This is a genomic window from Haloferax gibbonsii (genome assembly GCF_001190965.1).
Taxonomy (GTDB): Archaea; Halobacteriota; Halobacteria; order Halobacteriales; family Haloferacaceae; genus Haloferax; species Haloferax gibbonsii.
Window position 1 is genome coordinate 99,798 of sequence record NZ_CP011949.1, and the last position, 22,009, is coordinate 121,806.

General features: G+C 68.4%; 22 protein-coding genes. 7 read left to right on the forward strand and 15 right to left on the reverse strand.

The genetic code is table 11. The features are described from left to right. Positions 1–53: 53 nt before the first annotated feature. The 4 genes from ABY42_RS17410 to ABY42_RS17425 all read right to left on the reverse strand — a co-directional run bounded on the left by ABY42_RS17410 (position 54) and on the right by ABY42_RS17425 (position 2,059). Entirely contained in the window at positions 54–263 is a 210-nt protein-coding gene (locus tag ABY42_RS17410) for a hypothetical protein (protein WP_004040881.1), read from the reverse strand. 78 nt (positions 264–341) lie between these two features. Continuing rightward, positions 342–713 (reverse strand): cupin domain-containing protein, encoded by a 372-nt coding sequence (locus ABY42_RS17415; RefSeq protein ID WP_050460298.1) that lies wholly within the window; start codon positions 711–713, stop codon positions 342–344. 65 nt (positions 714–778) lie between these two features. Beyond that, positions 779–1,369 (reverse strand): HD domain-containing protein, encoded by a 591-nt coding sequence (locus ABY42_RS17420; RefSeq protein ID WP_050460300.1) that lies wholly within the window; start codon positions 1,367–1,369, stop codon positions 779–781. Positions 1,370–1,372: 3 nt separating this feature from the next. Continuing rightward, on the reverse strand, positions 1,373–2,059 hold the full coding sequence (locus tag ABY42_RS17425; RefSeq protein ID WP_231608418.1) for an EthD family reductase: 687 nt from the start codon (positions 2,057–2,059) through the stop codon (positions 1,373–1,375). Between the two features lie 163 nt (positions 2,060–2,222). Here ABY42_RS17425 and ABY42_RS17430 point away from each other — a divergent pair, with 163 nt between their 5' ends. Continuing rightward, positions 2,223–3,473, forward strand: a complete 1,251-nt coding sequence (locus ABY42_RS17430) for a M24 family metallopeptidase (RefSeq protein ID WP_050460416.1) — start codon at positions 2,223–2,225, stop codon at positions 3,471–3,473. Positions 3,474–3,773: 300 nt separating this feature from the next. Here ABY42_RS17430 and ABY42_RS17435 read toward each other — a convergent pair whose 3' ends face one another. The 7 genes from ABY42_RS17435 to ABY42_RS17465 form a co-directional block, all read right to left on the reverse strand. Further along, on the reverse strand, positions 3,774–3,983 hold the full coding sequence (locus ABY42_RS17435; RefSeq protein WP_050460302.1) for a hypothetical protein: 210 nt from the start codon (positions 3,981–3,983) through the stop codon (positions 3,774–3,776). Between the two features lie 187 nt (positions 3,984–4,170). Further along, a complete protein-coding gene (locus tag ABY42_RS17440) occupies positions 4,171–5,778 on the reverse strand; it encodes a hydantoinase B/oxoprolinase family protein (RefSeq protein WP_050460303.1) in 1,608 nt (535 codons plus the stop codon). Further along, positions 5,775–7,790 carry a hydantoinase/oxoprolinase family protein gene (locus tag ABY42_RS17445; RefSeq protein ID WP_050460304.1) on the reverse strand — a complete coding sequence of 672 codons (2,016 nt, stop codon included), beginning with the start codon at positions 7,788–7,790 and terminating at the stop codon, positions 5,775–5,777. Before ABY42_RS17445 ends, ABY42_RS17440 begins: the two co-directional genes overlap by 4 nt. Beyond that, positions 7,790–9,007, reverse strand: a complete 1,218-nt coding sequence (locus tag ABY42_RS17450; protein ID WP_004978267.1) for an Nramp family divalent metal transporter — start codon at positions 9,005–9,007, stop codon at positions 7,790–7,792. Before ABY42_RS17450 ends, ABY42_RS17445 begins: the two co-directional genes overlap by 1 nt. 131 nt (positions 9,008–9,138) lie before the next feature. After that, a complete protein-coding gene (locus ABY42_RS17455) occupies positions 9,139–9,684 on the reverse strand; it encodes a ribbon-helix-helix protein, CopG family (protein ID WP_004978266.1) in 546 nt (181 codons plus the stop codon). 146 nt (positions 9,685–9,830) lie between these two features. Then, entirely contained in the window at positions 9,831–12,029 is a 2,199-nt protein-coding gene (locus ABY42_RS17460; RefSeq protein WP_004978264.1) for a PAS domain S-box protein, read from the reverse strand. Between the two features lie 155 nt (positions 12,030–12,184). Then, positions 12,185–13,468, reverse strand: coding sequence for an ABC transporter substrate-binding protein (locus tag ABY42_RS17465; protein WP_050460305.1), 1,284 nt, complete (start codon positions 13,466–13,468; stop codon positions 12,185–12,187). A 113-nt stretch (positions 13,469–13,581) separates the two neighbouring features. Between ABY42_RS17465 and ABY42_RS17470 the strand changes: the two genes are divergently transcribed. From ABY42_RS17470 to ABY42_RS17495, 6 genes are all read left to right on the forward strand, one after another. Beyond that, a complete protein-coding gene (locus ABY42_RS17470) occupies positions 13,582–13,983 on the forward strand; it encodes a hypothetical protein (RefSeq protein ID WP_004978261.1) in 402 nt (133 codons plus the stop codon). Positions 13,984–14,007: 24 nt separating this feature from the next. Further along, a complete protein-coding gene (locus ABY42_RS17475) occupies positions 14,008–14,706 on the forward strand; it encodes a DUF4129 domain-containing protein (protein ID WP_004978258.1) in 699 nt (232 codons plus the stop codon). Between the two features lie 20 nt (positions 14,707–14,726). Next, complete coding sequence (locus tag ABY42_RS17480; RefSeq protein ID WP_082220728.1) at positions 14,727–16,721, forward strand: DUF58 domain-containing protein; 1,995 nt, start codon at positions 14,727–14,729, stop codon at positions 16,719–16,721. Positions 16,722–16,779: 58 nt separating this feature from the next. After that, a complete protein-coding gene (locus ABY42_RS17485; RefSeq protein ID WP_049905317.1) occupies positions 16,780–17,205 on the forward strand; it encodes a DUF7519 family protein in 426 nt (141 codons plus the stop codon). A gap of 71 nt (positions 17,206–17,276) precedes the next feature. Then, positions 17,277–17,876, forward strand: coding sequence for a TetR/AcrR family transcriptional regulator (locus ABY42_RS17490; protein WP_050460308.1), 600 nt, complete (start codon positions 17,277–17,279; stop codon positions 17,874–17,876). A 119-nt stretch (positions 17,877–17,995) separates the two neighbouring features. Beyond that, entirely contained in the window at positions 17,996–18,979 is a 984-nt protein-coding gene (locus tag ABY42_RS17495) for a DUF1028 domain-containing protein (RefSeq protein ID WP_050460309.1), read from the forward strand. A 13-nt stretch (positions 18,980–18,992) separates the two neighbouring features. On the opposite strand, the gene ABY42_RS17500 is transcribed toward ABY42_RS17495, so the two are convergent. The 4 genes from ABY42_RS17500 to ABY42_RS17515 all read right to left on the reverse strand — a co-directional run bounded on the left by ABY42_RS17500 (position 18,993) and on the right by ABY42_RS17515 (position 21,848). Next, a complete protein-coding gene (locus ABY42_RS17500) occupies positions 18,993–19,316 on the reverse strand; it encodes a DUF7521 family protein (RefSeq protein ID WP_050460310.1) in 324 nt (107 codons plus the stop codon). Further along, the gene (locus ABY42_RS17505) at positions 19,316–19,657 is read right to left on the reverse strand and encodes a helix-turn-helix domain-containing protein (RefSeq protein WP_156224449.1); all 342 of its coding nucleotides are present in this window, start codon (positions 19,655–19,657) and stop codon (positions 19,316–19,318) included. Before ABY42_RS17505 ends, ABY42_RS17500 begins: the two co-directional genes overlap by 1 nt. A 196-nt stretch (positions 19,658–19,853) precedes the next feature. Then, complete coding sequence (locus tag ABY42_RS17510; RefSeq protein WP_231608416.1) at positions 19,854–20,840, reverse strand: hypothetical protein; 987 nt, start codon at positions 20,838–20,840, stop codon at positions 19,854–19,856. A gap of 525 nt (positions 20,841–21,365) precedes the next feature. Then, complete coding sequence (locus ABY42_RS17515; protein ID WP_050460313.1) at positions 21,366–21,848, reverse strand: DoxX family protein; 483 nt, start codon at positions 21,846–21,848, stop codon at positions 21,366–21,368. Positions 21,849–22,009 lie beyond the last annotated feature (161 nt).

Below are 22,009 nucleotides of genomic sequence, written 5' to 3' on the forward strand. Positions count from 1 at the left end.
CCGAGACCCGACGGGCCAAGGTCCGACCGGCCGAAACGCCGCCGCGGAGTCGGTCACGGCCGCCGAGCGTCGTCGGCACCCTCGGTCTCGGGACCGTCCAGCAGGTCGCGGATATCGTCGGGCGACAGCAGGTCGACGAGGCTCTCGCCCGAGTCGTAGCGCTCGCGCTCGTCGGGCGTGAGATAGTCCGCGAGGTCGCGTTCTGTGAGCAGTTCCTCGAGTCTGTCGTCGAGGTCGTCCGGGTCGTAACCGGGGATGACCATATCACCGAATCGTCGCGAGCGCCCTTATAATCCGGCACTCGTCGGAAACGCGACGAGTGCGGAGGGTGAGCCGCCCGCTCACTCCACGACGACGCCGTCGTCCTTCGCGTTCGGCGCGCCGACGACGAACACCTCGCCGTCCTCGACGCAGCGCAGTTGCCGAACCTCGTCGGGCGAGACGACCACGAAGTCGCCCGGTTCGAGGTCGAGCGCGTCGGTCTCCTCGCCGTCGTCGGCGGCGAAGGCGAGTTCGAACGCGCCGGAGAGCACGTGGTACAGTTCCTCCTGTTCGCGCTGGTAGTGCATCGGTCCCGACCCGCCCGCGTCGAACGACCAGACCGACGGGCGCATCTTCCGCGGGCGAAGCTCGTAGCCGACGGCCTTGACTCGGGCGTCGGCGTTCTCCACGTCGTGCGGTTCGAGGTCGGCGAGGTTGACGCGCTCGTACATCGGCGCGAGCTACGAAGCGCGGGGTAATAGGTATGCTGACGAGTGTCGCGGCGGTTCGCGTCGGACTACTGGGTCTGGGAGTACCGTTCGACCCACTCCTGGAGGCTGATTCCCATCGCGGCCTGCGTGATGGCGTTCGAGGACGCCGAGTTCGCGCTCTTGACGAGTTCGGCTTCGAGCGTCCGGGTCGGAATCTCGCCGATGAAGTGGGGGATGGCGCGCTGGACCGCGAGCGGGCAGCCGACCTCGTGGGCGAGGGCGTAGCCCGAAAGCGAGTGCGGAATCTCCCCGCTGGCGTACTCCGGGTCGGGGGCGTCGAGCACGTCGTCGTCGACGAAATCGACGTACTCGTAGCACTTGCCCACGTCGTGGAGGAGGCAGGCCGCGCGGACCACGTCGAACTCCGGGTCCGCGCCGTGGAAATCCCGCTGTTCCTCGGCGGCGCGGACGGCGATTCGCGTCACGCCGCGGACGTGCTCGACGTTCGTCACCTCGTGGATGTTCCACGCGTAGGGGATGTCGTCGATGTCGCGCCAGCCGCCGCGGGCGAGACCGAGACACCACGCCTCGACGACTCGCTCGCGGAGGTCGGCGTCCTCGATGTCGGCGAGTTCGGGGAAGGCGGCCTCGACCTGCGCGCGGTAGTCGCGCGACATCGCTCAGCGGCCTCCGGTCACGTCTTTCTGGACCGTCTCGCGGCCGACGAACCGCGGGCGGTCGCCGATGGAGAGGAAGTTATCAACGTCTTCGCGGGGCGCTTTCGCCTTCGGGTGGTCGGGGTCGTAGTCGCGCGAGGACTCGTGGCCGAGGCCCGCCCGGAGCGCGTCGAGGCTCTCGAAGTAGAGTTCGGCGACGCCGTCGAACTCGGCGCGTTCGGGGTCGGTCGGGACGACGCGGGCGTACCGGACCACGCCGGGAATCTCGCGGGCGAGGGGGACGTGGGTGTTCGCCCAGTGGTCGAGGAACTCGTCGTGGCTCATTCCGTCTTTGCGGACGAGAAACGCCGAGTGCTTGTAGAGGCCCGTCGTGTCGCCGCCGGTCTCGTCTTTCTCGACGACCTCCTCGCCGATGATTCGGGGGCGTCGCTCGACGTCGAGGAAGTTGTCCACGTCGGCTCTCGCCGCTTTCGCCGTCCCCTTCGCGGGGTCGTAGTCGCGCGAGCCCTCGCCGCCGAGCGCGTCGTGGAGCGCGCCGAGGTCGTCGAAGTACAACTCCGCGAGACCGTCGAACTCGGAGGCCTCGGGGTCGACCGGAACCACCGTCTGGTAGCGGACGACGCCCTCGATGTCGCGGGCGATGGGCGTGTGATTGTCCTGCCAGTACGTGACGAACTCGTCGTGACTCATCCCCGCCTTGCGGACAAGCAGGGCTACGTGCTTGTACATGCGTACACCTGCCGATTCACGTATGAGACAATAAATCATGAGGCATGTTCGCAACGCTCGTCTACAACAAATTAATGTGACAGTCACGAGTGGTGGGCGTATGCCTTTCCACGAGCGGGGGTTCATGAGCGGGACCCGCGGGACGATGGCCGTCGACTGGGAACAGCGCATCGACGTGAAGCGGATGCGCGAGGAGCGGAAGGACCGCGCCCTCTCGCGGATGCGCGAGGCGGGCCTCGGGAGCATGCTCCTCATCGACGACCCGAACATCCGGTACGTGACCGGGTTGGCGATGACCGGCGGGTCGGGTGCGGACCACTACTCGCTGCTTCTGGAAGACGGCACGGTCGTCCACTGGGACACCGCCGACCACGCGAGCAACCAGCGATACAACTGTCCGTGGCTGACCGACGTTCGCTACGCCTGTCCCGGACTGGGGAACGTCCCGCGGGCCTCCGGCCGCGACTCGGCCCGGTCGTTCCTCCTCGACAAGATGGCCCAGACCGTCGTCGACGCCCTCGACGAGTACGGCCTCGCGAACGAGGCGATGGGCATCGACACCGGCCACGCGGGACTGCTCGACGCCTTCGAATCGAAGGGCATCGACGCCCGACCGGCCGAGTGCGCGGCGGTGATGGAGGACGCCCGAAAGACCAAGACCGAAGACGAAATCGAGTGTCTGCGGCAGGTCGCGGCCGTCTGCGAGGCGGGCTTTCAGGCCATCGCGGAGAACGCGAAGCCGGGCGCGCGGGAGTCGGAGGTGTGGGGCGACGCCGTCCGCGAACTCTGGCGACACGGCGCGATGGCGCAGGGCGGCTACCTCACGTCGGGGCCGAACACGTGGCCGAAGCATCAGGCGAACACCACGGACCGACTGATTCGCCCCGGCGACCTCGTCTACGCCGACTTCTACAACGTCGGCTACCTCGGCTACCGGTCGTGTTACTACCGGACCTTCTCGATGGGCGAACCGACCGACGAACAGCGCGACGCCTACGAGACGGCCCGCGACAACCTCTACGCCGTCCTCGACGAAATCGAGCCGGGGAAGACCACCGACGAAATCGCGGCGGCGTTCCCGGACATGGCGGGCGAACACGCCGACTGGTACGGCGCGGACGACCACTGGCAGTTGACGACCAATCACTGGGCCCACGGCCTCGGCCTTCAACTGTACGAGGTACCGCTCATCTGGCGCGGCCTCTCGCCGGACCATCCCATCGAAATCGAGGCGGGAATGACGATGGCCGTCGAGACCCAAGAGCCGGCGGGGAGACAGGGCGTCCGCGTCGAGGAGATGGTCGTCGTCCGCGACGACGGCGTCGAACTGCTCAGCCAGTGGCCCGTCGAGGAGATAACGGTTATCGAGTACTGAACTCTGATATGAGTTCGTGAAATTTCTGCAAATTTTACAAATTGTGAAATTCGTCTCATAGTTGCCCTCATCTTCTCGTGCTGTATTCAGATAGTACCCAAAAGCACTCCAAAATCAGCGTTTCGACAACATTAAACACCAGACCAATCAGTTGTCTATAATATTATCTGGCTCTGTTAACCACACCAGAATCTAACAGAATACGGGTGACACAGAGAGGACGCGTTCAGCATCACCAAAGGACGTCAATCCAACCCGACGGACGCGTCCGCGTAGCATTGCAAACGACGGCCGGCGAAATCAGAATCGGCGTATGACAGAGATGGCGGCACTAACGGCGATGATACCACCAACAATTCCAACTGTGGCAAACAGGAAGAAGTGTTCGTTACCATCGGAAACGAAGTACCCAATATCAGCAAGTACAATCAGTGCGAGGGCATGAATCAACGTCTGGAGGTCCGTCTGGGTACGGATTGACTGGAGTTTTTCGGCCGTTTCGGAGGGCATACTCAAAAAGAGGGGCGGACGTGTTTAGAAATTGTCCTTTTCACGTTTCATCTCGTACGCTGGATGCTGCGCGCTCTATTCAGCATGAACTCGACAAACACTCAGCGACTGCAGGCGTCAACAGTGCCAGAATAACTAATTCCCGCGTGTAAAGGCGGTCAGAGACCGTCACAGCCACCTTCGGTTGCTACTCCGCCTTGCCGTCCTCGCGGTCCCGGCGGCGTGCGTCGGCATCGCGGTCGTCGGGGTCGCCGTAGCCGCCGCCGCCCGGCGTCCGAACTGTAACGGTCGTGCCGGCGGGCACGTCGCGGGTCGTCTTCGACGGGACCGCCTCGCCGTCGACGAGGTTCTGTCCCGTCGCCCCGTCCTCGCCGCCTGCGATACCCCGAGGCGCGACCCGCCGGCGCTCGGTGAGAAGCGAGACGGTCGCGTCGGCCTCGACGGTGACCGACCGGACGATGCCGAGGCCGCCGCGGAACTCGCCGCGGCCGCCGCTTCCCTCGCGGAGGCCGTACGCCTCGACGAAAAGCGGGTACTCGGCTTCCAGCGCCTCGACCGGCGTGTTGAGCGTGTTCGTCATCCCGACCTGCACGCCGTCCATGCCGTCTCCGCCCGCGCGGCCGCCGAAGCCGCCGCCGATAGTCTCGTAGTAGGTGAAGCCGTCCGAACCGCCGGCGCGACTGCCGATGGTCAGGTTGTTCATCGTCCCCTGTCCCTGCGCGGGGACGCGCTCGGGGGCCGCGTCGGCGAGCGCCGAGAAGACCACGTCGGTCACGCGCTGGCTGGTCTCGACGTTGCCGCCGACGACCGCCGCCGGGGCGTCGGGGTTGAGGAGCGAGCCGTCGGGGACCTCGACCGAGATGGGGTCGTAACAGCCCTGGTTCGGCGGAATCTCCGGGTCGGTGACGCAGCGAACGACGAAGTACACCGCGCTTTTCGCGACCGCCAGCGGGGCGTTGACGTTGCCGGCGACCTGGTCGGCCGTCCCCGCGAAGTCGAACTCGACGGTGTCGCCGTCGACCGTCGCGGTCACCTCGATGGGGATGTCGTCGTCGGTCACGCCGTCGCCTTCGAGCACGTCGCGGGCGCGGTACTCGCCGTCGGGCAGGTCGCGCAGTTCCGCGGTGACGCGGTTCCGGGAGTAGTCCATCACGGCGTCGAACGCCGCGAGAACGCGGGACCGGCCGTGTTCCCCGACGAGGTCGGCCAGTCGCTCCTCGGCGCGCTCGTTCGCCGCGATTTGGGCGCGGATGTCGGCGCGGCGCTCGCCGGGGTTGCGGACGTTGGCGAGGAGCAGCGACAGCACGTCGTCGTTGGTCTCGCCGCCGGCGACGAGTCTGACCGGCGGGAGTCGAAGCCCCTCCTGATAGATTTCGCGCGCGCCGGCGGGCATGCTGCCGGGCGTCATCCCGCCCACGTCGGCGTGGTGCGCCCGCGAGACGGCGTAGCCGAGCACCTCGCCGTCGACCGAAAGCGGCGACACCATCGTCACGTCGGGGAGGTGCGTCCCGCCCTCGAAGGGGTCGTTGAGGACGAACACGTCGCCGGGTTCCGGGTCGTAGTCGAGGACCGTGTCGACGGCCTCGGGCATCGCGCCGAGGTGGACCGGGATGTGTTCGGCCTGCGCGACGAGGCGGCCGTCGGCGTCGAACAGCGCCGTCGAGCAGTCGCGGCGCTCCTTGATGTTCGGCGAGTACGACGAGGTGATGAGCACCTGTCCCATCTCCTCGGCGACGCTCTCGAACTGGTTGCGCATGATTTCGAGCGTCACGGGGTCGACCTCGCGGTCGCTCATTCGCCGTCACCCCCGCTCGTCAGGACGAGCGTCCCGTCGGCCCCGACCGTCCCACCCCACGCCGGAGGTACGACGACGGTGCTCTCGTGCTGTTCGAGGATGGCCGGCCCCTCGACGGTCGTCCCCGCGCCGAGGCCGTCGCGGTCGTAGACGGGCGTCTCGCGGAACTCGCCGTCGAAGAAGGCCTCGCGGGTGTCCTTGCGGGCGTCGCCGCCGCCGCGGTAGGTCACGTCGAGCGGGTCGCGCTCGACCACGGCGGTCGCCCGGACGTTGACGAGTTCGACCGGGTCGTCGAGGCGGTAGCCGTAGGCGCTCTCGTGGGCCTCGTGGAACCGCGCTTCGACCGCCTCGGCGTCGAACGTCTCGCCGACGGGGACGGTCAGTTCGAAGCTCTGGCCGACGTACCGGAGGTCGGCGGCGCGCCGGACCGCCGCGTCGGCGGGGTCGGCCACGTCTTCGAGGGTGTCGGCTTCGAGGTCGGCGTAGGCGGCGTCGACCGCCTCCGCGTCGAGGCCGGACAGGGGTCGGCGGAGCGTCCGCACCGAGTCGTGTTTCTGGTCAGCCGCGAGCAGGCCGTACGCCGAGAGGACGCCGCAGGCCCGCGGGACCACCACGGTCTCGATGTCGAGGCTCTCGGCGAGGGCGGCGGCGTGCATCGGGCCGGCACCGCCGAAAGCGACGAGGCCGAACTGCCGCGGGTCGCGGCCGCGCTCGACCGTCACGGCGCGAATCGCCCGCGTCATGTTGGCGTTGGCGACGCGGTAGACGCCGCGGGCGGCCGCGAGCGCGTCGTCCAGTCCGGCCTCGTCGGCGAGTCCCGCGAGCGCGTCGCGGGCGGCGTCCACGTCCAGGGAGAGTTCGCCGCCGAGGGCGGAACTGCCGCCGATGTAGCCGAGGACGACGTTCGCGTCCGTCACGGTCGGCTCGGTGCCGCCGCGACCGTAGCAGGCCGGGCCGGGGTTCGCGCCCGACGACCGCGGCCCGACCCGGAGCGCGTTGCCCGAGTCGACCCACGCGATGGAACCGCCGCCCGCGCCGACGGTGTTCACGTCCACCATCGGCGTCTTGATTGGCCGGCCGTTGATTTCGGCGTCGGTGGTCCGCTCGACTTCACCGTCGCGGACGAGGCTCACGTCGCTGGAGGTGCCGCCCATGTCGAAGGTGACGAGCCCCGCGAGGTCGTCGCCGGAGTCGGTCGCGGTCTCCGCCGCGCCGACGACGCCCGCGGCCGGGCCGGACATCGTGGTCGTCACGGCGTGCTCGCGCACGGTCGAGGCCGGGGCGATGCCGCCGTTGGCCTGCATGATTTTGGGAACCGGGACGCCGAGGTCCGCGGCCCGCGATTCGAGGCGGCCGAGGTAGCTGTCGATGGCGGGCGTCACGTAGGCGTCGACCGCGGTGGTCGAGGTACGCTCGAACTCGCGGAACTCGGCGAGCACCTCGTGGGACGCGGAGACCGGCGCGTCGAGTTCCTCGCGGAGCACGTCGGCGACGACGCGCTCGTTTTCGGGGTGCTGGTAGGCGTGTAAGAGCGAGACGGCGACGCTCTCAGCGCCGCAGTCGCGAATGTCGTCGGCCAGCGCGCGGACCTCGCGCTCGTCGACTTCGGTCTGAACGCCCTCGACCGTCGCGCGCTCCGTCACCTCGAACCGGCGGCGGCGCGGGACGAGCGGGTCGGGCTTGTCGGCGGTCACGTCGTAGAGGTCGGGACGGGCCTGTCGGCCGATTTCGAGCACGTCGCGGAAGCCCTCGGTGGTGACGAGCGCGGTCTTCGCGCCGTCGTCTTCGAGGAGCGCGTTCACGGAGACGGTCATCGCGTGGGTGAACGCGTCGACCTCGGCCGGGTCGACGCCGGCGTCGTCGCAGGCCTTCTCGATGCCGCGGACGACGCCCACGCTCTGGTCGTCCGTGCTCGGAACCTTCGCGGTGACGAGGCGGCCCTCTGGGGTCAAAAGCGCCACGTCGGTGAAGGTGCCGCCGACGTCGACGCCGATTCGGGTTTCTGCGTCCATCAGAACACCCCCATATCGGCGGCGACCGTATAGAGGGTTCGGAGGCCGAGCCAGACGACGACGAGCGTCACCAGCCCGCCGACGACGTTCTGGAGCGTGGTGTTGGCGTACGACCCGAGGATGTCGCGGTCGTTCATCACGTAGATGAGGAAGACGGCGACGATGGGCAGGAGGACGCCGTTCGCGACCTGCGCGAAGACGATAGCCTGCACGGGGCTGTAGCCGACCGCGGAGAAGACGATACCGACGAGCAGGATGGAGCCCCAGACGGCGCGGAACTTCGTGGACTTGAGGTCCGTGTCCCAGCCGAGCGCCCCCGCCGTCGCGTAGGCACCGGCCAGCGGGGCGGTCGTCGCGCTGGTGAAGCCCGCGGCGAACAGCCCGATGCCGAAGAACACCTTGGCCTGCGTGCCGACGAGCGGTTCGAGCTGTTCGGCCATCGTGCTGACGTTCTGGATGTTCGTTCCGACGGGGAACGCCGCCGCGGCGGTGACGAGAATCGAGATAGTGATGAAGCCGCCGAGGACGATAGAGAGAATCGTGTCGGCCCGCGACTCGTTTAGCTCCTCGGGGCCGGCCCACCGCTCTTGGACGCTCCCGGCGTGGAGAAAGAGGTTGTAGCCGACGACGGTCGTCCCGATGAGGCCGGTGATGAGGAACGCCGACCCCTCCGGGACGCTCGGGACGAACCCGCGGGCGAGCGCGCCGAGGTCGGGACCGATGAGAATGGCGTCGATGAGGAAGGAGACGGCCATGATGGAGACGAGACCGACGAGGGCCTTCTCGATGAGTTTGTACTTGCCGGACCACAGGAGGGCTCCGGCGACGAGGCCCATCGCGGGCCCCCAGAGATTGGCGCTGATACCGGTCAGGCCCTCCAGTCCGGCCGCGCCGCCGAGGATGTTCCCGGTCTCGTAGGCGGCCGTGCCGATGCCGATAGCGCTGACGACGAGCACGATACTCACCCCGGACAGCACGGGGTTGTCGAACTGGCTGCGGAGCGCCTCGCCGAGCCCCTCGCGGGAGACGAGGCCGAGTCGGGCGCTCATCTCCTGAAGGACGATGGTGGCGACGATGGAGAAGGCGATCGTCCAGACGAGCGCGTAGCCGAATCGCGCGCCCGTCACGCTCGCGGTCGTGACCGTGCCGGGACCGATGAACGCGGCGGCGACCATCGCGCCCGGGCCGATAGATTTCAAGCGTTCGATGATGTTCATGGTTCTACCTGTGGGGTGGATTGACGTATCAAACTCTGATTGATAAATCCCCGTTGAGAAGGCCGTGTACCGCCGAGATAGCGCGTATGAAGGAGTATGAACGAGTGTGAAATCGGCGGCGAGTGTGGACCTCACCGAACCTCGGTGAGAAGCACCTTCGAGACGCCCTCTTCGACCTCGATGTCGAACGGGGACTGCTCGGTGCTGAGCGCGATGAACCGCGACATGAACCACTTGACCGACTCGGTGGGGAAGACGACGTGGAAGGTGTCGCCCTCGGAGGCGCGGACCGTGAGAAAGCCGCAGAACGACAGCCAGTCGAGGAGTTCGCCCAGCGATTCGAACCGGTCGCGGTACTCGTGGGCGTGGAACGACGCCACCCGGTCGACGGCGTCGAGGAACGCGGGGTCGGGGTCGCCGTCGTCGTCCTCGACGTAGTCGAGAAACGTGTGCAGGAAATCCACGTCGAGGAGGACGTGCTCGCCGCTCGACAGCATCTGGTGGTAGGCTTCGAGGTTCGGCCCGGCGTCGGTCGTCGCCGCCTCGAAGTTGGCCGCGTAGAAGACGAGCGCCTCCCGGACGAGTTCGCTCTGCGCCTTGTCGGTCCGGCCGGCGAGGCCGTCGAGCGCCGACTGGGCGTCCTCGTCGAGCGACACCGTGATGCGATTCGTGACCATGGGTGTCTAACTCTCCGAGGGGTTCTTAAGGATGTGCGGACGGCCGCCGCGAGCCCCGAACGAGTGACGAACCGGGACTAGTCGGCCAAAAAGTGTGAAAATTTTAGAAATTGTAATCGGCGGCGCGGGCGTCAGCCGTCGCCCCGCTATCGCTGGGCGGGCGGTCTCGCGACCGTCGTCGACTCGGTGAAGACGAACCGCGCGCCCCCGTTCGAACCGTACTCGGCGGCGGGCGTCCAGTCGTGGGCGGCCGCGATTTGCTTGACGATGGCGAGGCCGAGACCGCCGCTGCGGCGCTCGCTCACCCCGGCTTCGAAGCACTCGTGAGGGGGCGTGCCGTCGGGGAAGCCCTCGCCGTCGTCCTCGACGAAGAACCCGCTTCGGGTCCGGCCGGCCGTCACGACCACGTCCTCGCCGCCGTGGACGACGGCGTTCTCGAACAGGTTTTCGAGGAGCTGTCGGAGCCTGCTCTCGTCGGCCGCTATCGTCCGCGACGCGCCGCCGTCGGTCCGGTCGAACCGCAGTTCGGCGTCGGCGGTCGGGACCGTCTCCCACGCGCGTTCGGCCACGCGCCGGAAGTCGAGGGGCTCCGGCTCGGCGACCGCATCACCCTGCGCAGCGAGCGCAGTCAGGTCCGAGAGCAACTCTTCGACCCGGTCGAGGCTCTGTCCGAGCTTTCGAAGGTCCTCGGCGTCCGCGTCGCCGGGCGACTCGGCGACGATGTCGAAGTACCCCCGCGCGGTCGTCAGCGGGGTCCGGAGGTCGTGGGAGACGACGCGCGTGAACTCGCTGAAGCGCTCGTTCTGGCGTTCGAGCAGGCGCTGGCGGGCGTTGCGCTCTGTCACCTCGCGCTGGAAGCCGATGTAGTTCGTGACGCTCCCGTCGTCGCCGTGGACCGGCGTTATCTCGGACTGATTCCAAAACGGCGTCCCGTCGCGGCGGTAGTTGAGGAGTTCGACGCTGCACGGCTCTTCGTCGGCGATGGCCTCGCGGAACCGCTCGCAGTCCTCTTCGGCGGTGTCCGGTCCCTGCAGGACGCGGTGGTTCTCGCCGAGAACCTCCTCGGCGTCGTAGCCGGTGAGGTCCTCGAAGGCGCCGTTGGCGTAGACGATGGGACAGTCGTCCTCGCTCGGGCCCGTGATGGTGATGCCGACCGAGGCCTCGTCGATGGCGCGGCGCATCAGCGACAGTTCGGCCTCCTGGGCCAGTCGCTCGGAGATGTCCCGGAGGATGCCCGTCGTGCCGACGACCTCGCAGCCGTCGTCGTGTAAGAGCGTGAGGTGACACTCCATGGGCACGCGGTCGCGGCCGTCGCCGTCGGCCGCGAGGAGTTGCGTCTCGAAGGTGAGCCGGTCGGTCTCCGCGCCGTCGCCGAGCGACGCCCGGAGCGACTCGTAGGTCTCGTAGTCCGCGTCGGGGAGGTACGACGAGAGGTGCGAGCCGAGGACGCGTTCGCGGTCGTGGCCGACGAGGTCGACGAAGGCGTCGTTGACGTACTCGAAGCGGTCGTCGGAGTCGAGCGAGTAAACCGGGTCGCCCGCGGCGCGGATGATGTGCTCGTCGCGGGCGAGTTCGTCCCGGCGCGCCCGCTCACCGGAGATGTCCCGGAGGATACCGACCGAGCCACGAAACGCCTCGCCCTCGTAGGGGAGATACCCCATGTGGTCGCGGCACGGGACTACCTCGCCGTCGGCCGTCCGTATCTCGATTTCGAACTGGGTCGTGTCGGGGCCGCGCGACGAGAGAATCCCCCCGAGTTCGTCGGCGGCCTTCCGCACGTCTCCGTCGTCTTTCACGAGTTCCGGGCCGCGCCCGAGAATCTCGTCGACGGCGTGGCCCGAGAGGTCGGCGAAGGCGTCGTTGACGTAGGTGAAGCGGCCGCGCTCGTCGACGACGTAGACGGGGTAGCCGAGGGCTTCGAGGACGGTCTCGTAGCGCTCCGCGCGGCGGGTCGCCCGGTGTTCCGAGACGCTGTTTTCGATGCGGTTGACGAGCAGTTCGTACTGCTCGGAGGAGGGCTGTTTCTGCAGGTAGTCGGTGACGCCCGCGGAGATGGCGTCGCTCGCGACCTCCTCGCTCCCCTTGCCGGTAAAGAGGATGAAAGGGAGCGAGCCGTGTTCCTCGCGGACCGTTTCGAGGAGTTCGACGCCGGTCATCGCCGGCATGTCGTAGTCGCTGACCACGCAGTCGATATCAGAATCACGAACGATATCGAGCGCGACTTCGGGGTCCGCACAGGTCGTCACCTCGAACGAAGAGAGCTTTCGGAGGTACGTCTCGCCGAGGTCCAAGAGCGCCGAATCGTCGTCAACGTAGACGATGTGCGGAGATTTCGAGGTCGTCATCGGTAGTTATCAAATGATAACTCCCGAGGCGACACATAGGTTCGACCTCTATAGTTAGGGACCGAGCGAGACGGCGCTCGGTTTCGAATCTAATAATTGCGGTTCGAGGTGCGGCGTCGCCGACCGAGATTTCCCGGCCGTCGCTCGGCCGACGGTCAGAACTCGCCGGTGACGATATCGGTGACGCGGTCGCGGTCGAACAGCCGCCCGTCCTCGGGTATCTCGGGGTACGCTTCGCCATCGCCGTAGCCGGGCCACTCCCCGAACCGGTCGGGGAACAGCTGTTTCGCAGTCATCTCCAGCTGGAACAGGTTCATAATCGGCCCCTGCATCCCGTTTCCGGACGGGAAGTACCGCCCGTCGCGGAACGCGGGCACCTCGTCCGCGAGGGGGTCAGAAAGCACCGCCTCGCGGTTCGAACTGAACGAGTCGCCGAGCGCGGTCCCCCAGTACCGGAAGACCACGTCGGGCGCGGTTTCGACCATCGCTTCGTAGTCGTACGACCCGCCCGACCCGGTCTCGGCGTCGGTGGCCGCGAAGGCGTTCGGCATCCCGAACGGTCGAAGGTGCGCCCAGAGGAAGCCGTCCTGCGTGAAGTCGTACGGCCAGAACGTCCCGCCGGTGTAGGCGACGACCGCGAGCGACGGCCGCTCGGACGCCGGCGGGAGGTCGGCCTGTATCCGGGCGACGAGCTCGTCGCGAAGCGACTTGAACGCTCGGTAGCGCTCTTCTTCCCGGAACACCGCCGCGATGTGGCCGAGGTACTCCCACAGCGTGTAGTACTCGTAGCGGTCGCGGTAGGGCTCCGGCGGTTCGGCGTTCGTCCGGCTGTAGTAGTTGCCGAACCACGGACCCACGTCGGACGCGATCGACGCGACCTCGTCTTCGGACCAATCGAACGAGCTACTCCGGAGGAGAGCCGGGTCGAGGAAGTGAACGTCGCTGTCCAGTTCGTAGAACAGCTCTCTGTCGAGGGCGTTCGGGTTCGACGCCGGCGTGACGCGGCCGAGCTCTTCCCACTCGAACTCCACGCCGTCGAGCGCGTCGTAGTAGTAGTCGACCGTGTTGCCGAACAGTTCCTTGTCGTAGCCGATGCCGGTGATGGCGTCGCCGTGGCCGAAGGCGACCGCCGCGTCGGCCGACACCGGGTAGTAGGTCAGGGCGCTCGTCGGCACGGCGTCGAACTCGACCTCGCCGACCGGTGCCATCGACACCGAGTACGAACCGCTGTCCCCCTCACCGTCGGTCGTCGTCTCCGTCTCGGTGGGGGACGTCGTCGTGGTCGCGGTCGCGTCCGCGGTTTCGGTCGCCGTCGAGTCTGTCGACCCCGACGGGTCGCTCGTACACCCGGCGAGCAATCCGCCCGCGGCGGCCGCACCGCCACGTTTGAGGCACCGTCGCCGCGTCAGCCCGATTCGAGAGGCGTCGTCTTCTCCCATATTTTTAGGCCAACCTAAAATCATAAAGTACCTTCGGTCGCAGCCGACCGGAACCGCTCGCCCGCGGTCGGGGAACCTCGGGTATTTTTAGCAATGAATTGAAATGTTTGCGCATGGCTCCCGTTACGGACACCCTCCCCCGCGTCTCGACGGACAGCGTCGAACGATTCCTCGCGGCCTTCCTCGCCGGGCTCCTCGGAACGTATGCCCTCGGGGCGGCCACTAGTGGCATCGTCCCACCACTCGAAATCGCCGGCGTCGTGGCGATTCACCTCGGCGTCGTCGTCGCGGGCGTCTTCCCGCTCGTCGTGCTCGGACGCTCTGTGGTCGGACGACTCGGCGACGGCCCGGCGGCCGTCAGACCCCTCGAAACAGCTGCTGCCGCCGGTGCGCTGGCCTGTCTCGTCAGCGGGCTCTGGCTCAGCATGGACGCGTCGTCGGACCTCTCGGGCGTACTGCTCGGGGGCGCGCTGGTCGCGCTGGTCGCCCTCATCGGCCTCGTCGCGAGGCGGTGACGACCCGACACAGTCCGCACACCCATGCGAACCACCCACGTCGCCGCCCTCGCCATCACCGCGTTCGCGCTCATCACCCTCGGCCTCGCCGCGGGGTCGCTCGACGCCGCGAGACCGGACGGACCGGCCGTCGCGGAGTCGGCCGATGGGTCGGTAGCGCCCCGCGAGCAGTCGGGGCCGAGCAGGCAACCCGACCGTCCGGACCGACCCTCAGTCGGTCGGCTGGTGCTTCCGGACGACGGCGTACTCGGCAGTCTCGGGGAGCAGTCGTCGCCGGCCGGCGGACTGCGCTCGCGCCTCGCCGTCGGGGGCGCACTCGTCGTCGGTGCGGTGGTGCTCGTCTTCCGCCGACTCACCGACGACGACGCGCGGGCGGCCGAGACGACGGAGGAGCGGGGAGGCGCGGACCACAAACCGTCGGAACGGAACGCGCCGGCGCCGTCCGACTGGGGCGGCCCGCCGGCGAACGGCATCTCCCGCGCTTGGTTCGCGATGGTGTCCGCGCTCGGCGCGGCGGCCACCCCGCGACAGACGCCGGCCGAACTCGCCCGCACGGCCGCCGACGCCGGCTTGCCCGCGGGCACAGTCGAGTCACTCACCGAGCTGTTCCGCGCAGTTCGGTACGGCGGGAAACGGCCGACCGACGAGCGCGAGCGACGGGCCGAAGACGCGCTCGACGCGCTGCGGCGAGACGAGAACTGGCCGGACGGGCGCGAACCGTGAGCCGCGCTCGCCGCGGGTTGTTGCTCGTCGGCCTCGCGTCGGGCCTCGTCGGCGTACTGCTCGTCGCTTCTCCGGGCGTCGCCCGCGGCGTCTCACTTACAGGGGCCGCCCGAACGGCACCCGTCGCCGTCGTCGGCGTCGCCGCCGCCGCCCTCGCCGCCCGCTCGCTGTTGAACGCTCTCAGCGGGGACGCCGCGAGCGACAGTGGGGGAAAGGCGGCCACCGCAGACGCGTTCCCCTCGCCGGAGCGTCGTCCGCAGTACGACCCGTCGGGGGCGGAGTTCGCCCGGCGAGTGAACGCAATCGAGTGGACCGACCGGCGCGACGCGGAGCCGGCGAACCGCCGGGAGCTCCGCGACGACCTCCGGGGCGCGGCGACGAGCGTGCTCTCTCGGGGTGACGGGCCGAGCCCGAGTGAGGTCGAAACGCGGCTCCGCGACGGGAGTTGGACGGACGACCCGCTCGCATCGGCGTTCTTCGCCGGCGACCTCGTCCCGTCGCTGTCGCCCTCGGGATACGCCCGCGCGCTGGTCCGCGGCGAGCCGCCGTTCGCTCGTCGGGCGCGTCGCGCCGCTGCCGCGCTGTCGAAGCGGTCCGGCGCGGGCGACGTGACACCGGCCCCGTCGGCCGACGTTCGGGCGGCGTTCGGGGACGAACCCGCCGTGCGGACGAGCCGATATCTCCCGGACGGCGAAGAGAGCCTCGAACGCGAGTCGGCGACTGACCGGGTCCACGGCGTGACCGCCGCAGCGCTCGCAGTCGGCGGGCTCGGAATCGTCACGCTGCGACCGGGACTGCTCCTCCTCGCGCTGTTCGGAATCACCGTCTCGGGGTACGCCCGCGCGGTTCCGACCCCATCGCAGGCGGTGGCGGTCGAAAGAGCGGTCAGCGACGCCGAACCCGCGGTCGGCGACGAGGTCGAGGTGACCCTCTCGGTTCGGAACGTCGGCGACGCGACGCTCGCGGACCTCCGACTCGTCGACGGGGTTCCGCCGGGGCTCGCCGTGGTCGACGGGTCGCCGAAGTTCGCGACCGCGCTCCGACCGGGGAAGCGTGCGAGCGTCACGTACACGGTCGAAGCCGTCCGCGGCGACCACGCGTTCGACCCTGCGCTCGTCGTCACGCGCGACGCCCTCGGGGTACGCAAGCGGGAAACGCTCGTCGACACCGAGACGACGGTTTCGTGCCGCCCGCCGGCAAAACCGCTTTCCGGTCGCGCCCCCGCGAGAACGACGACGCGAGCGGGTCGGTCGCGGTCGGACGCCCCGGGGCCGGGCGTCGAGTTCCACTCCGTCAGAGAGTATCGACCGGGTGACCCCCCATCGCGAATCGACTGGAGACGGAAGGCCAAGACGGGGGAGTTCTCGACGGTGGCGTTTCACGAACACCGACGCCAGCGAGTGCTCGTCGTCGTCGACGCGCGGACCGAGGCCTACGTCGCATGGGGTGGCGGGGGCGATGGCGACGGCGACGGCGACGGCAACGGTGAGCCGGTCGTCCAGCAGGGCGTCGCCGCCGCTGACGCCCTCGCCTCTCGCTTCCGCTCCGCGGGCGTGCCGGTCGGTCTCGCGGCGCTCTCACCGCGGTCCTGTCGGCTCCCGCCCGGCCGCGGAGGCGACCACCACCGCCGGCTTCGGGAGGCGCTGGTGGCCAACCCCGCGTTCGGATGGGAGCCTCCGGACGGCGAGGTGGACGCGTCCGCGGCAGTTCACGAGATTCACCGGCGAGTTCGGGCGGACACGCGGGTCGTCTTCGTCTCGCCGCTCTCCGACGACGCGAGCGTGACCGCCGCGCGGCGGTTCGACGCGCACGGGCACCCCGTTTCGGTTCTCAGTCCGGACCCGACGGCTCGGACGCACGCTCGCGGCTACGAGTCCGGATACGCGTCGCTCGCGAGGGAGCGACGGCTGCGGCGGCTTCGAGCGGCCGGTATCCCCGCGAGCGATTGGGACCCGACCGAACCGCTACGGGAGGTGACGCGCGGTGGTCAAAGCCGTGCCACGACGTCCAGATAGCGCCCCGCCGCTCCGGAGCAGCGGCGGTGCGCTCGCGGCCGCGACCGGTGCGGCCGTCATTACCGCGGTCTCGGTCCCCGCGCTCGCGATGGGCGCGCTGGGAGTGCTCTCGCTCGCTGGTGCACTCACGTTCGGCGTCGAGTCGGCCTACGCGCCGGGCATCGCGCTCCTCGCGGGGTCAGTCGTGCTCGCCGGCGTCTTGGGTCTGACACCGCCGTTCCTGCTCGCGGCCGCGTTCCTCGTACTCCTCGCGTGGGACGTGGGGAAACACGGGTTCAGCATCGCGCGCGAGGTCGGGCGGGAGCCCTCGACGTTCCGAATCGAGGCCGTCCACGGGCTGAGCAGCACCCTCGTGTATGCGGCCGGGGCGACGCTCGGCTACGGAATATACGCCGGCGTCACCGGCGGACGGTCGGTCGTCGCGCTCCTCGCGCTTCTCGTCGGGTCGGTGGCGCTCCTGTTCGCGTTGCAGGCACGGAAGTGAGATGTGGGACCCAAGCGCCCGCCCGCGACGACCCGAAAGCGACACGTCCGTCGAACGCGAACTCCCGGAACATGACGCGGGACGGGCGTGCCGAGGAGTTGGAGCCGGCGAAGCGGCGCATCATGGAGGCGACGTACAGGGCGCTACAGAGACACGGCTACGGCAACCTGACGATGCAGGACATCGCCGACGAGTTCGAGAACAGCAAGGCACTCCTGTACTACCACTACGACGGGAAAGACGAGCTACTGGTCGACTTCCTCGACTACGTCCTCGCGGAGTTCCTGGACGGCCTCCCCCGAGGGGACCGCACGCCCAGAGAGGAACTCGAAACGGTAGTCGAGACGCTCCTCCCGGAGACGCTCTCCGAGGAGGCCTACCGGCTCCAACTGTCCATGTTCGAACTGCGGATGAACGCTCGGCACGACGAGGACTACCGCGAGGAGTATCGCCACATCGACGACGAACTCACGGAGCTGCTGCGGGACATCCTCGTCCGCGGAATCGAGGCCGGCGAGTTCGAGGCAATCGACCCCGAGGCCGAGGCCGATCTGTTTCTCTCGATTCTGACCGGGACGCGCGCCCGCCGGCTGACGGTGTTCGAGCCCGACGAGTCCATCGAGTCGCTCCGGGCGGCTATCGAGTCGCACATCGACCGCATCTCGGCGTAGTCGCCGCCGAGGCGTGCGGCCACCGAGCCGGCCGCGCCGGCCGCGGGGCGACCCGACCTCCCCCAACGGTTCCGCCGGGACGTGAACCCTTATTCGCCCGGCGTCCGTCGGTTCCGACCATGACACCGCGACCGTCGACCTTCTCAATCGTCGCCCGCGACCCGGAACAGGACGCCGTCGGCGTGGCCGTCCAGTCGAAGTTCGTGAGCGTCGGTTCCGTCGTCCCGTTCGTCAGCGCGGACGCCGGCGCAATCGCCACCCAGAGCTTCGCGAACGTCGCTTACGGTCCCGACGGATTGGACCTCCTGCGCGAGGGGCATTCGGCCGAGGAGGTCGTCGCCGAACTGACCGACGCCGACGGCGAGGCCCCGAGCAGGCAGGTCGGCGTCGTGGGGGCGGACGGGAGCATCGCGGCCTTCACCGGCGAGGAGTGCTTCGACGTGGCCGGCGACATCCAAGGAGAGCACTACACCGTCCAGGGGAACATCCTCGAAAACGAGGCGACGCTCGACGCGATGGCCGAGGCGTTCGAGACGACCGACGGCGGCCTCCCCGAGCGCCTGCTCGCGGCGCTCCACGCCGGCAACGACGCCGGCGGCGACAAGCGCGGCGAACAGTCGGCGGCGATGTACATCGCCAAGCCCGAGGGCGGCTACGACGGCGGCAACGACCGCTGGGTCGACGTTCGCGTCGACGACCACGACCACCCGATAGACGAGCTCGAACGCGTGTTCAAGCTGTACGACATCACGCTCTTGGAGCGCGAAGCGCCCGAGGAGACCCGGTCGCTATCCGGCGAGACGGCCGAATCGGTGCTCGAAACGTTAGCCGACCTCGGCTTCTACGACGGGACGCCGAGCGGCGAGTTCGACGACGAGGCCGTCGCGGCGCTCGAATCGTTCCGGGGCATGAACAACTTCGAGAACCACTCGCTTTCCGTCCTCGAAGACGCCATCGCCCGCGGCTGGGACGACGTCGACGGTGCGGAAGCGGCAAAACAGGACAGTTCTGCGAATGGGGACGGCGAGGCGGGCGAGTTCGACGGAGAAGCGCGGCTCATCGAGGCGATTTGGCAGGGCCTCAGCAGGCTCGACAGGAAGTAGTGGAAACCGACGCCTACCGCCCTGTTGCGATACGGAGCGAGTAGGCGATACAGCCCAATCCGGCGAGTTGCGTCAGTCTGACGAGCAGCCGGAAGACCCCTTGGAAGTGGATGGGAACGAGGCGGAACGCGACGAGGCCCTGCCCCGCGACCGCGAGCGTGTAGGTGACGCCGAACAGGAGAATCATGCCGACCGAGAGCCACCGCATCGACCGCTCGTCGTTCCGTCGGAGGCCGCGGTAGGCCTGATAGCCGATGTAGAGGCCGACGAGCGCGGAGAGCGTCGCCGCGCCGCCGGCGAGGAGTCCGATAGGAGTGCCGAAGCCGGGGAGCGCCATCAGAACTGCCCCCACATGCGCGTCAGTTGGTCGGCCACGTCGTCGCTCCGGCGGTCGAGTTCCCACGAGAGGTTGCCGTCGCGGACTGTCACCTCGAACCGGTCGATTCGGGAGACGTACGCCGTCTCGTGGTGACCGTCGGCCCGAGGTCGCGTCCGCTCGGCGACGAGGTCCGCGTCGACGAGCCGGTCGAGACGGCGGTAGATAGACGACGTGGAGAGACCGCAGTGCTCGCTGAGCTCCTTCGCCGACCGCGGCGATTCGCTCGTCGCCGTCAGAATCGACCGCACGTGCTCGTCGTCGAGGAGCGCGACGACGGTCGCCAGGTCGACGTCTGCCATCTCGTCTCTACGGGTCATCCGACTCGTCCATAGGTGCTGTGTCTCATCGTCCGTGTGGGAATCGAAGCTAGTCGTACTGCCGCCCGGTGAGAACGGTGGTCGCGGCGGGAGGTGAGGCCGGTGCGAGGGAACGGAAGGCTGGCACGGGGGAGAACAGCGGTGTCGAAAGCGGCCGACTCGGGCGCACGAGCCAGCGTCACGCATCGGTCTCACCGCCGAGTTCGCGGCCGAAGAGGACGGCGAAGTGCGTGCCGCCTATCGAGTACACGACGCTCGCTCGGTCGGCACCGGGAGAGTCGCCGAGGTCGATGGTCGCCTCCGCGCCGGGCGCGACCGTCTCGGCTCCCGGCCAGAGCGGTTTTTTCTCGACGCGGCCGGGGGCTTCGGGAAGGGAGAGGTCGTAGAAGAGCCGGTCTGCGGGGACGGTCTCGCCTGCCTCGTGGCGTACCGTAACGCGGTCGGACGCCTCGTCGTAGGCCAACCCCCACGTCACCTGCGGAAGCCGGTACCGCGGGTCGATTTCGCCGTCGGGCCGGAGCGGCACGCGCGTCTCGACCGTGGCGAGTCGGCCGTCGACGTACACGTCGAAGGTCTCGGCGGCGTCGGCGAAGCGATAGTGCTCTCGCCTGAACGCCGATTCGATCGCCTCTTTCGTGGGAACGCGGTCGGTCGTGTACTGGTAGTTGACGACCTGATAGGCGTTGTTGCGGTCGAACCGGAAGCCGTCGGCGAGCATCGCCGGCCGTCCCGTAGGGTCGTGAATCGTCGTGTTGACGCCGACGTGAGATGGCCCGCCGGCCGCCGCGGTCAACTGCTCGAAGTCGGAGTCGACCTCGTGGTACCGGGGTCGCTCGCCCGCGCCGGTATCGACGAGCGCTTCCAGATTCGGTTCGTCGTGGTGGTTCGCGCTCGTGAACACGATGGCATCGTCGCCGACGGCGACCCGACGGGGACCGTCGTTGCGGACGAACACGTCGTAGCCGCGGTACGCGCCGGACCGAGCGTACCCGCTTTCCGTGAGCGTCCGACCGACGGACGAGCGCTCGAACGACGCCTCGATTACGCTCCCGAAGACCGAGTCCACGAAATGGTCGTATCGCTCGAAGCCGATGCCGAAGTAGTCCAGCGCCGCCTTGTCGTACGCCTGCCGGGCGGCGAAGAGTGGCGGAGCTTCGGGCCGCATCCTCGGCTTCCGAGACGAACTGAAGTAGTACCGGTCTGGCGGGCGCTCGACGCTCGACGGGGCTGGGAGCCAGCGCCGATACGCCGGGGCGGGCGTCGAGGGGATCTCAAGGCGACCGTAACGCTGGGCACCGCCGAGCGGGGGAAGGTCCGAGAGGCAACCGGCAGTCAGCGCGGAGAGCGACGCGGCCGCCGCGGCGGTTCCCGTGGCGAGGAACTGTCGTCGCGTCGAGCCTGTGGAGGGCCGAGAGTCGTCAGGGGACATGCGGCAACGTGGCGGTCACCCGACGGGAGCATATAACCGAACTATCGAGTGCGGACGGGCGCAACTCGGCGACAGTTATAAGTGGGAGTTCGGGCGCTCGTTCCGGTACGCGCCGTCGGCTCAGAGGAAAGCAGTAACGCCACGAAAATCAGTCTCGTCGTTCACCGTGTTCTTTCGTTCGCCGAAGCGCGCCGGGTGCGGTGGCGTTGGTTGGTCACCGCGGCGCACCGACAGGGCCGCGCGGGGGGAAGGATATCCCGCTCAGCCGAGGAGGTACTTGAGCGCGGGGCGCTGTTGGACGAACTCCGTCTTCTCGATGATGGCGTCGAGGCCGAGGATGCGGCCCGCCGCGAGGGTCCCGACGATGGCGAACATCATCAGCCCGAACAGGTCACCGTTGACCACGCCGTGGGCCCAGTCGGCGTTCCCGAGGTAGAAGAACACCATCAGGACGCCGCCGAAGAAGGCGGCGAGCCGGACGAGTGCACCCACGATGAGTCCGAGGCCGATGAGCGTCTCACCGACGGGAATCATGAAGTTCGTGAACTCGAGGAGCCACGGAGTCGCGGCGGCCCACGCGAAGAAGCCCTGCAGCGGCGAGGCGGCGGGGGCGTTCGCGAGGTAGCCCGCGGCGCTGAAGCCGCCGAGCTTCGTCACACCGGCGTGGAAGAACCAGTAACCGGTGATGAGGCGGGTCAGCACGAGCACGTAGCCCGTGACGCCCTGCGAGTAGTCGAAGTCCATCCTGTTCCCCAGCATCTCGATTTGTGAGTTAGCGGCCATTGTCTTTCACCTAACAAGTGAACGAACGACCCCCCATAGCATATAAAGAGAGCGTGATTTCCGAATCTAAGGAATCGAGAACGACCGAAAAGCGGGGTGTACGACGCGATACCGTGCGATTC

Excerpts from the sequence above, each read along its gene's own strand:
- ABY42_RS17410 (WP_004040881.1), bottom strand. The coding sequence starts at position 263 with ATGGTCATCCCCGGTTACGACCCGGACGACCTCGACGACAGACTCGAG.
- ABY42_RS17415 (WP_050460298.1), bottom strand. The coding sequence starts at position 713 with ATGTACGAGCGCGTCAACCTCGCCGACCTCGAACCGCACGACGTGGAG.
- ABY42_RS17420 (WP_050460300.1), bottom strand. The coding sequence starts at position 1,369 with ATGTCGCGCGACTACCGCGCGCAGGTCGAGGCCGCCTTCCCCGAACTC.
- ABY42_RS17425 (WP_231608418.1), bottom strand. The coding sequence starts at position 2,059 with ATGAGTCACGACGAGTTCGTCACGTACTGGCAGGACAATCACACGCCC.
- ABY42_RS17430 (WP_050460416.1), top strand. The coding sequence starts at position 2,223 with ATGAGCGGGACCCGCGGGACGATGGCCGTCGACTGGGAACAGCGCATC.
- ABY42_RS17435 (WP_050460302.1), bottom strand. The coding sequence starts at position 3,983 with ATGCCCTCCGAAACGGCCGAAAAACTCCAGTCAATCCGTACCCAGACG.
- ABY42_RS17440 (WP_050460303.1), bottom strand. The coding sequence starts at position 5,778 with ATGAGCGACCGCGAGGTCGACCCCGTGACGCTCGAAATCATGCGCAAC.
- ABY42_RS17445 (WP_050460304.1), bottom strand. The coding sequence starts at position 7,790 with ATGGACGCAGAAACCCGAATCGGCGTCGACGTCGGCGGCACCTTCACC.
- ABY42_RS17450 (WP_004978267.1), bottom strand. The coding sequence starts at position 9,007 with ATGAACATCATCGAACGCTTGAAATCTATCGGCCCGGGCGCGATGGTC.
- ABY42_RS17455 (WP_004978266.1), bottom strand. The coding sequence starts at position 9,684 with ATGGTCACGAATCGCATCACGGTGTCGCTCGACGAGGACGCCCAGTCG.
- ABY42_RS17460 (WP_004978264.1), bottom strand. The coding sequence starts at position 12,029 with ATGACGACCTCGAAATCTCCGCACATCGTCTACGTTGACGACGATTCG.
- ABY42_RS17465 (WP_050460305.1), bottom strand. The coding sequence starts at position 13,468 with ATGGGAGAAGACGACGCCTCTCGAATCGGGCTGACGCGGCGACGGTGC.
- ABY42_RS17470 (WP_004978261.1), top strand. The coding sequence starts at position 13,582 with ATGGCTCCCGTTACGGACACCCTCCCCCGCGTCTCGACGGACAGCGTC.
- ABY42_RS17475 (WP_004978258.1), top strand. The coding sequence starts at position 14,008 with ATGCGAACCACCCACGTCGCCGCCCTCGCCATCACCGCGTTCGCGCTC.
- ABY42_RS17490 (WP_050460308.1), top strand. The coding sequence starts at position 17,277 with ATGACGCGGGACGGGCGTGCCGAGGAGTTGGAGCCGGCGAAGCGGCGC.
- ABY42_RS17495 (WP_050460309.1), top strand. The coding sequence starts at position 17,996 with ATGACACCGCGACCGTCGACCTTCTCAATCGTCGCCCGCGACCCGGAA.
- ABY42_RS17500 (WP_050460310.1), bottom strand. The coding sequence starts at position 19,316 with ATGGCGCTCCCCGGCTTCGGCACTCCTATCGGACTCCTCGCCGGCGGC.
- ABY42_RS17505 (WP_156224449.1), bottom strand. The coding sequence starts at position 19,657 with ATGGCAGACGTCGACCTGGCGACCGTCGTCGCGCTCCTCGACGACGAG.
- ABY42_RS17510 (WP_231608416.1), bottom strand. The coding sequence starts at position 20,840 with ATGCGGCCCGAAGCTCCGCCACTCTTCGCCGCCCGGCAGGCGTACGAC.
- ABY42_RS17515 (WP_050460313.1), bottom strand. The coding sequence starts at position 21,848 with ATGGACTTCGACTACTCGCAGGGCGTCACGGGCTACGTGCTCGTGCTG.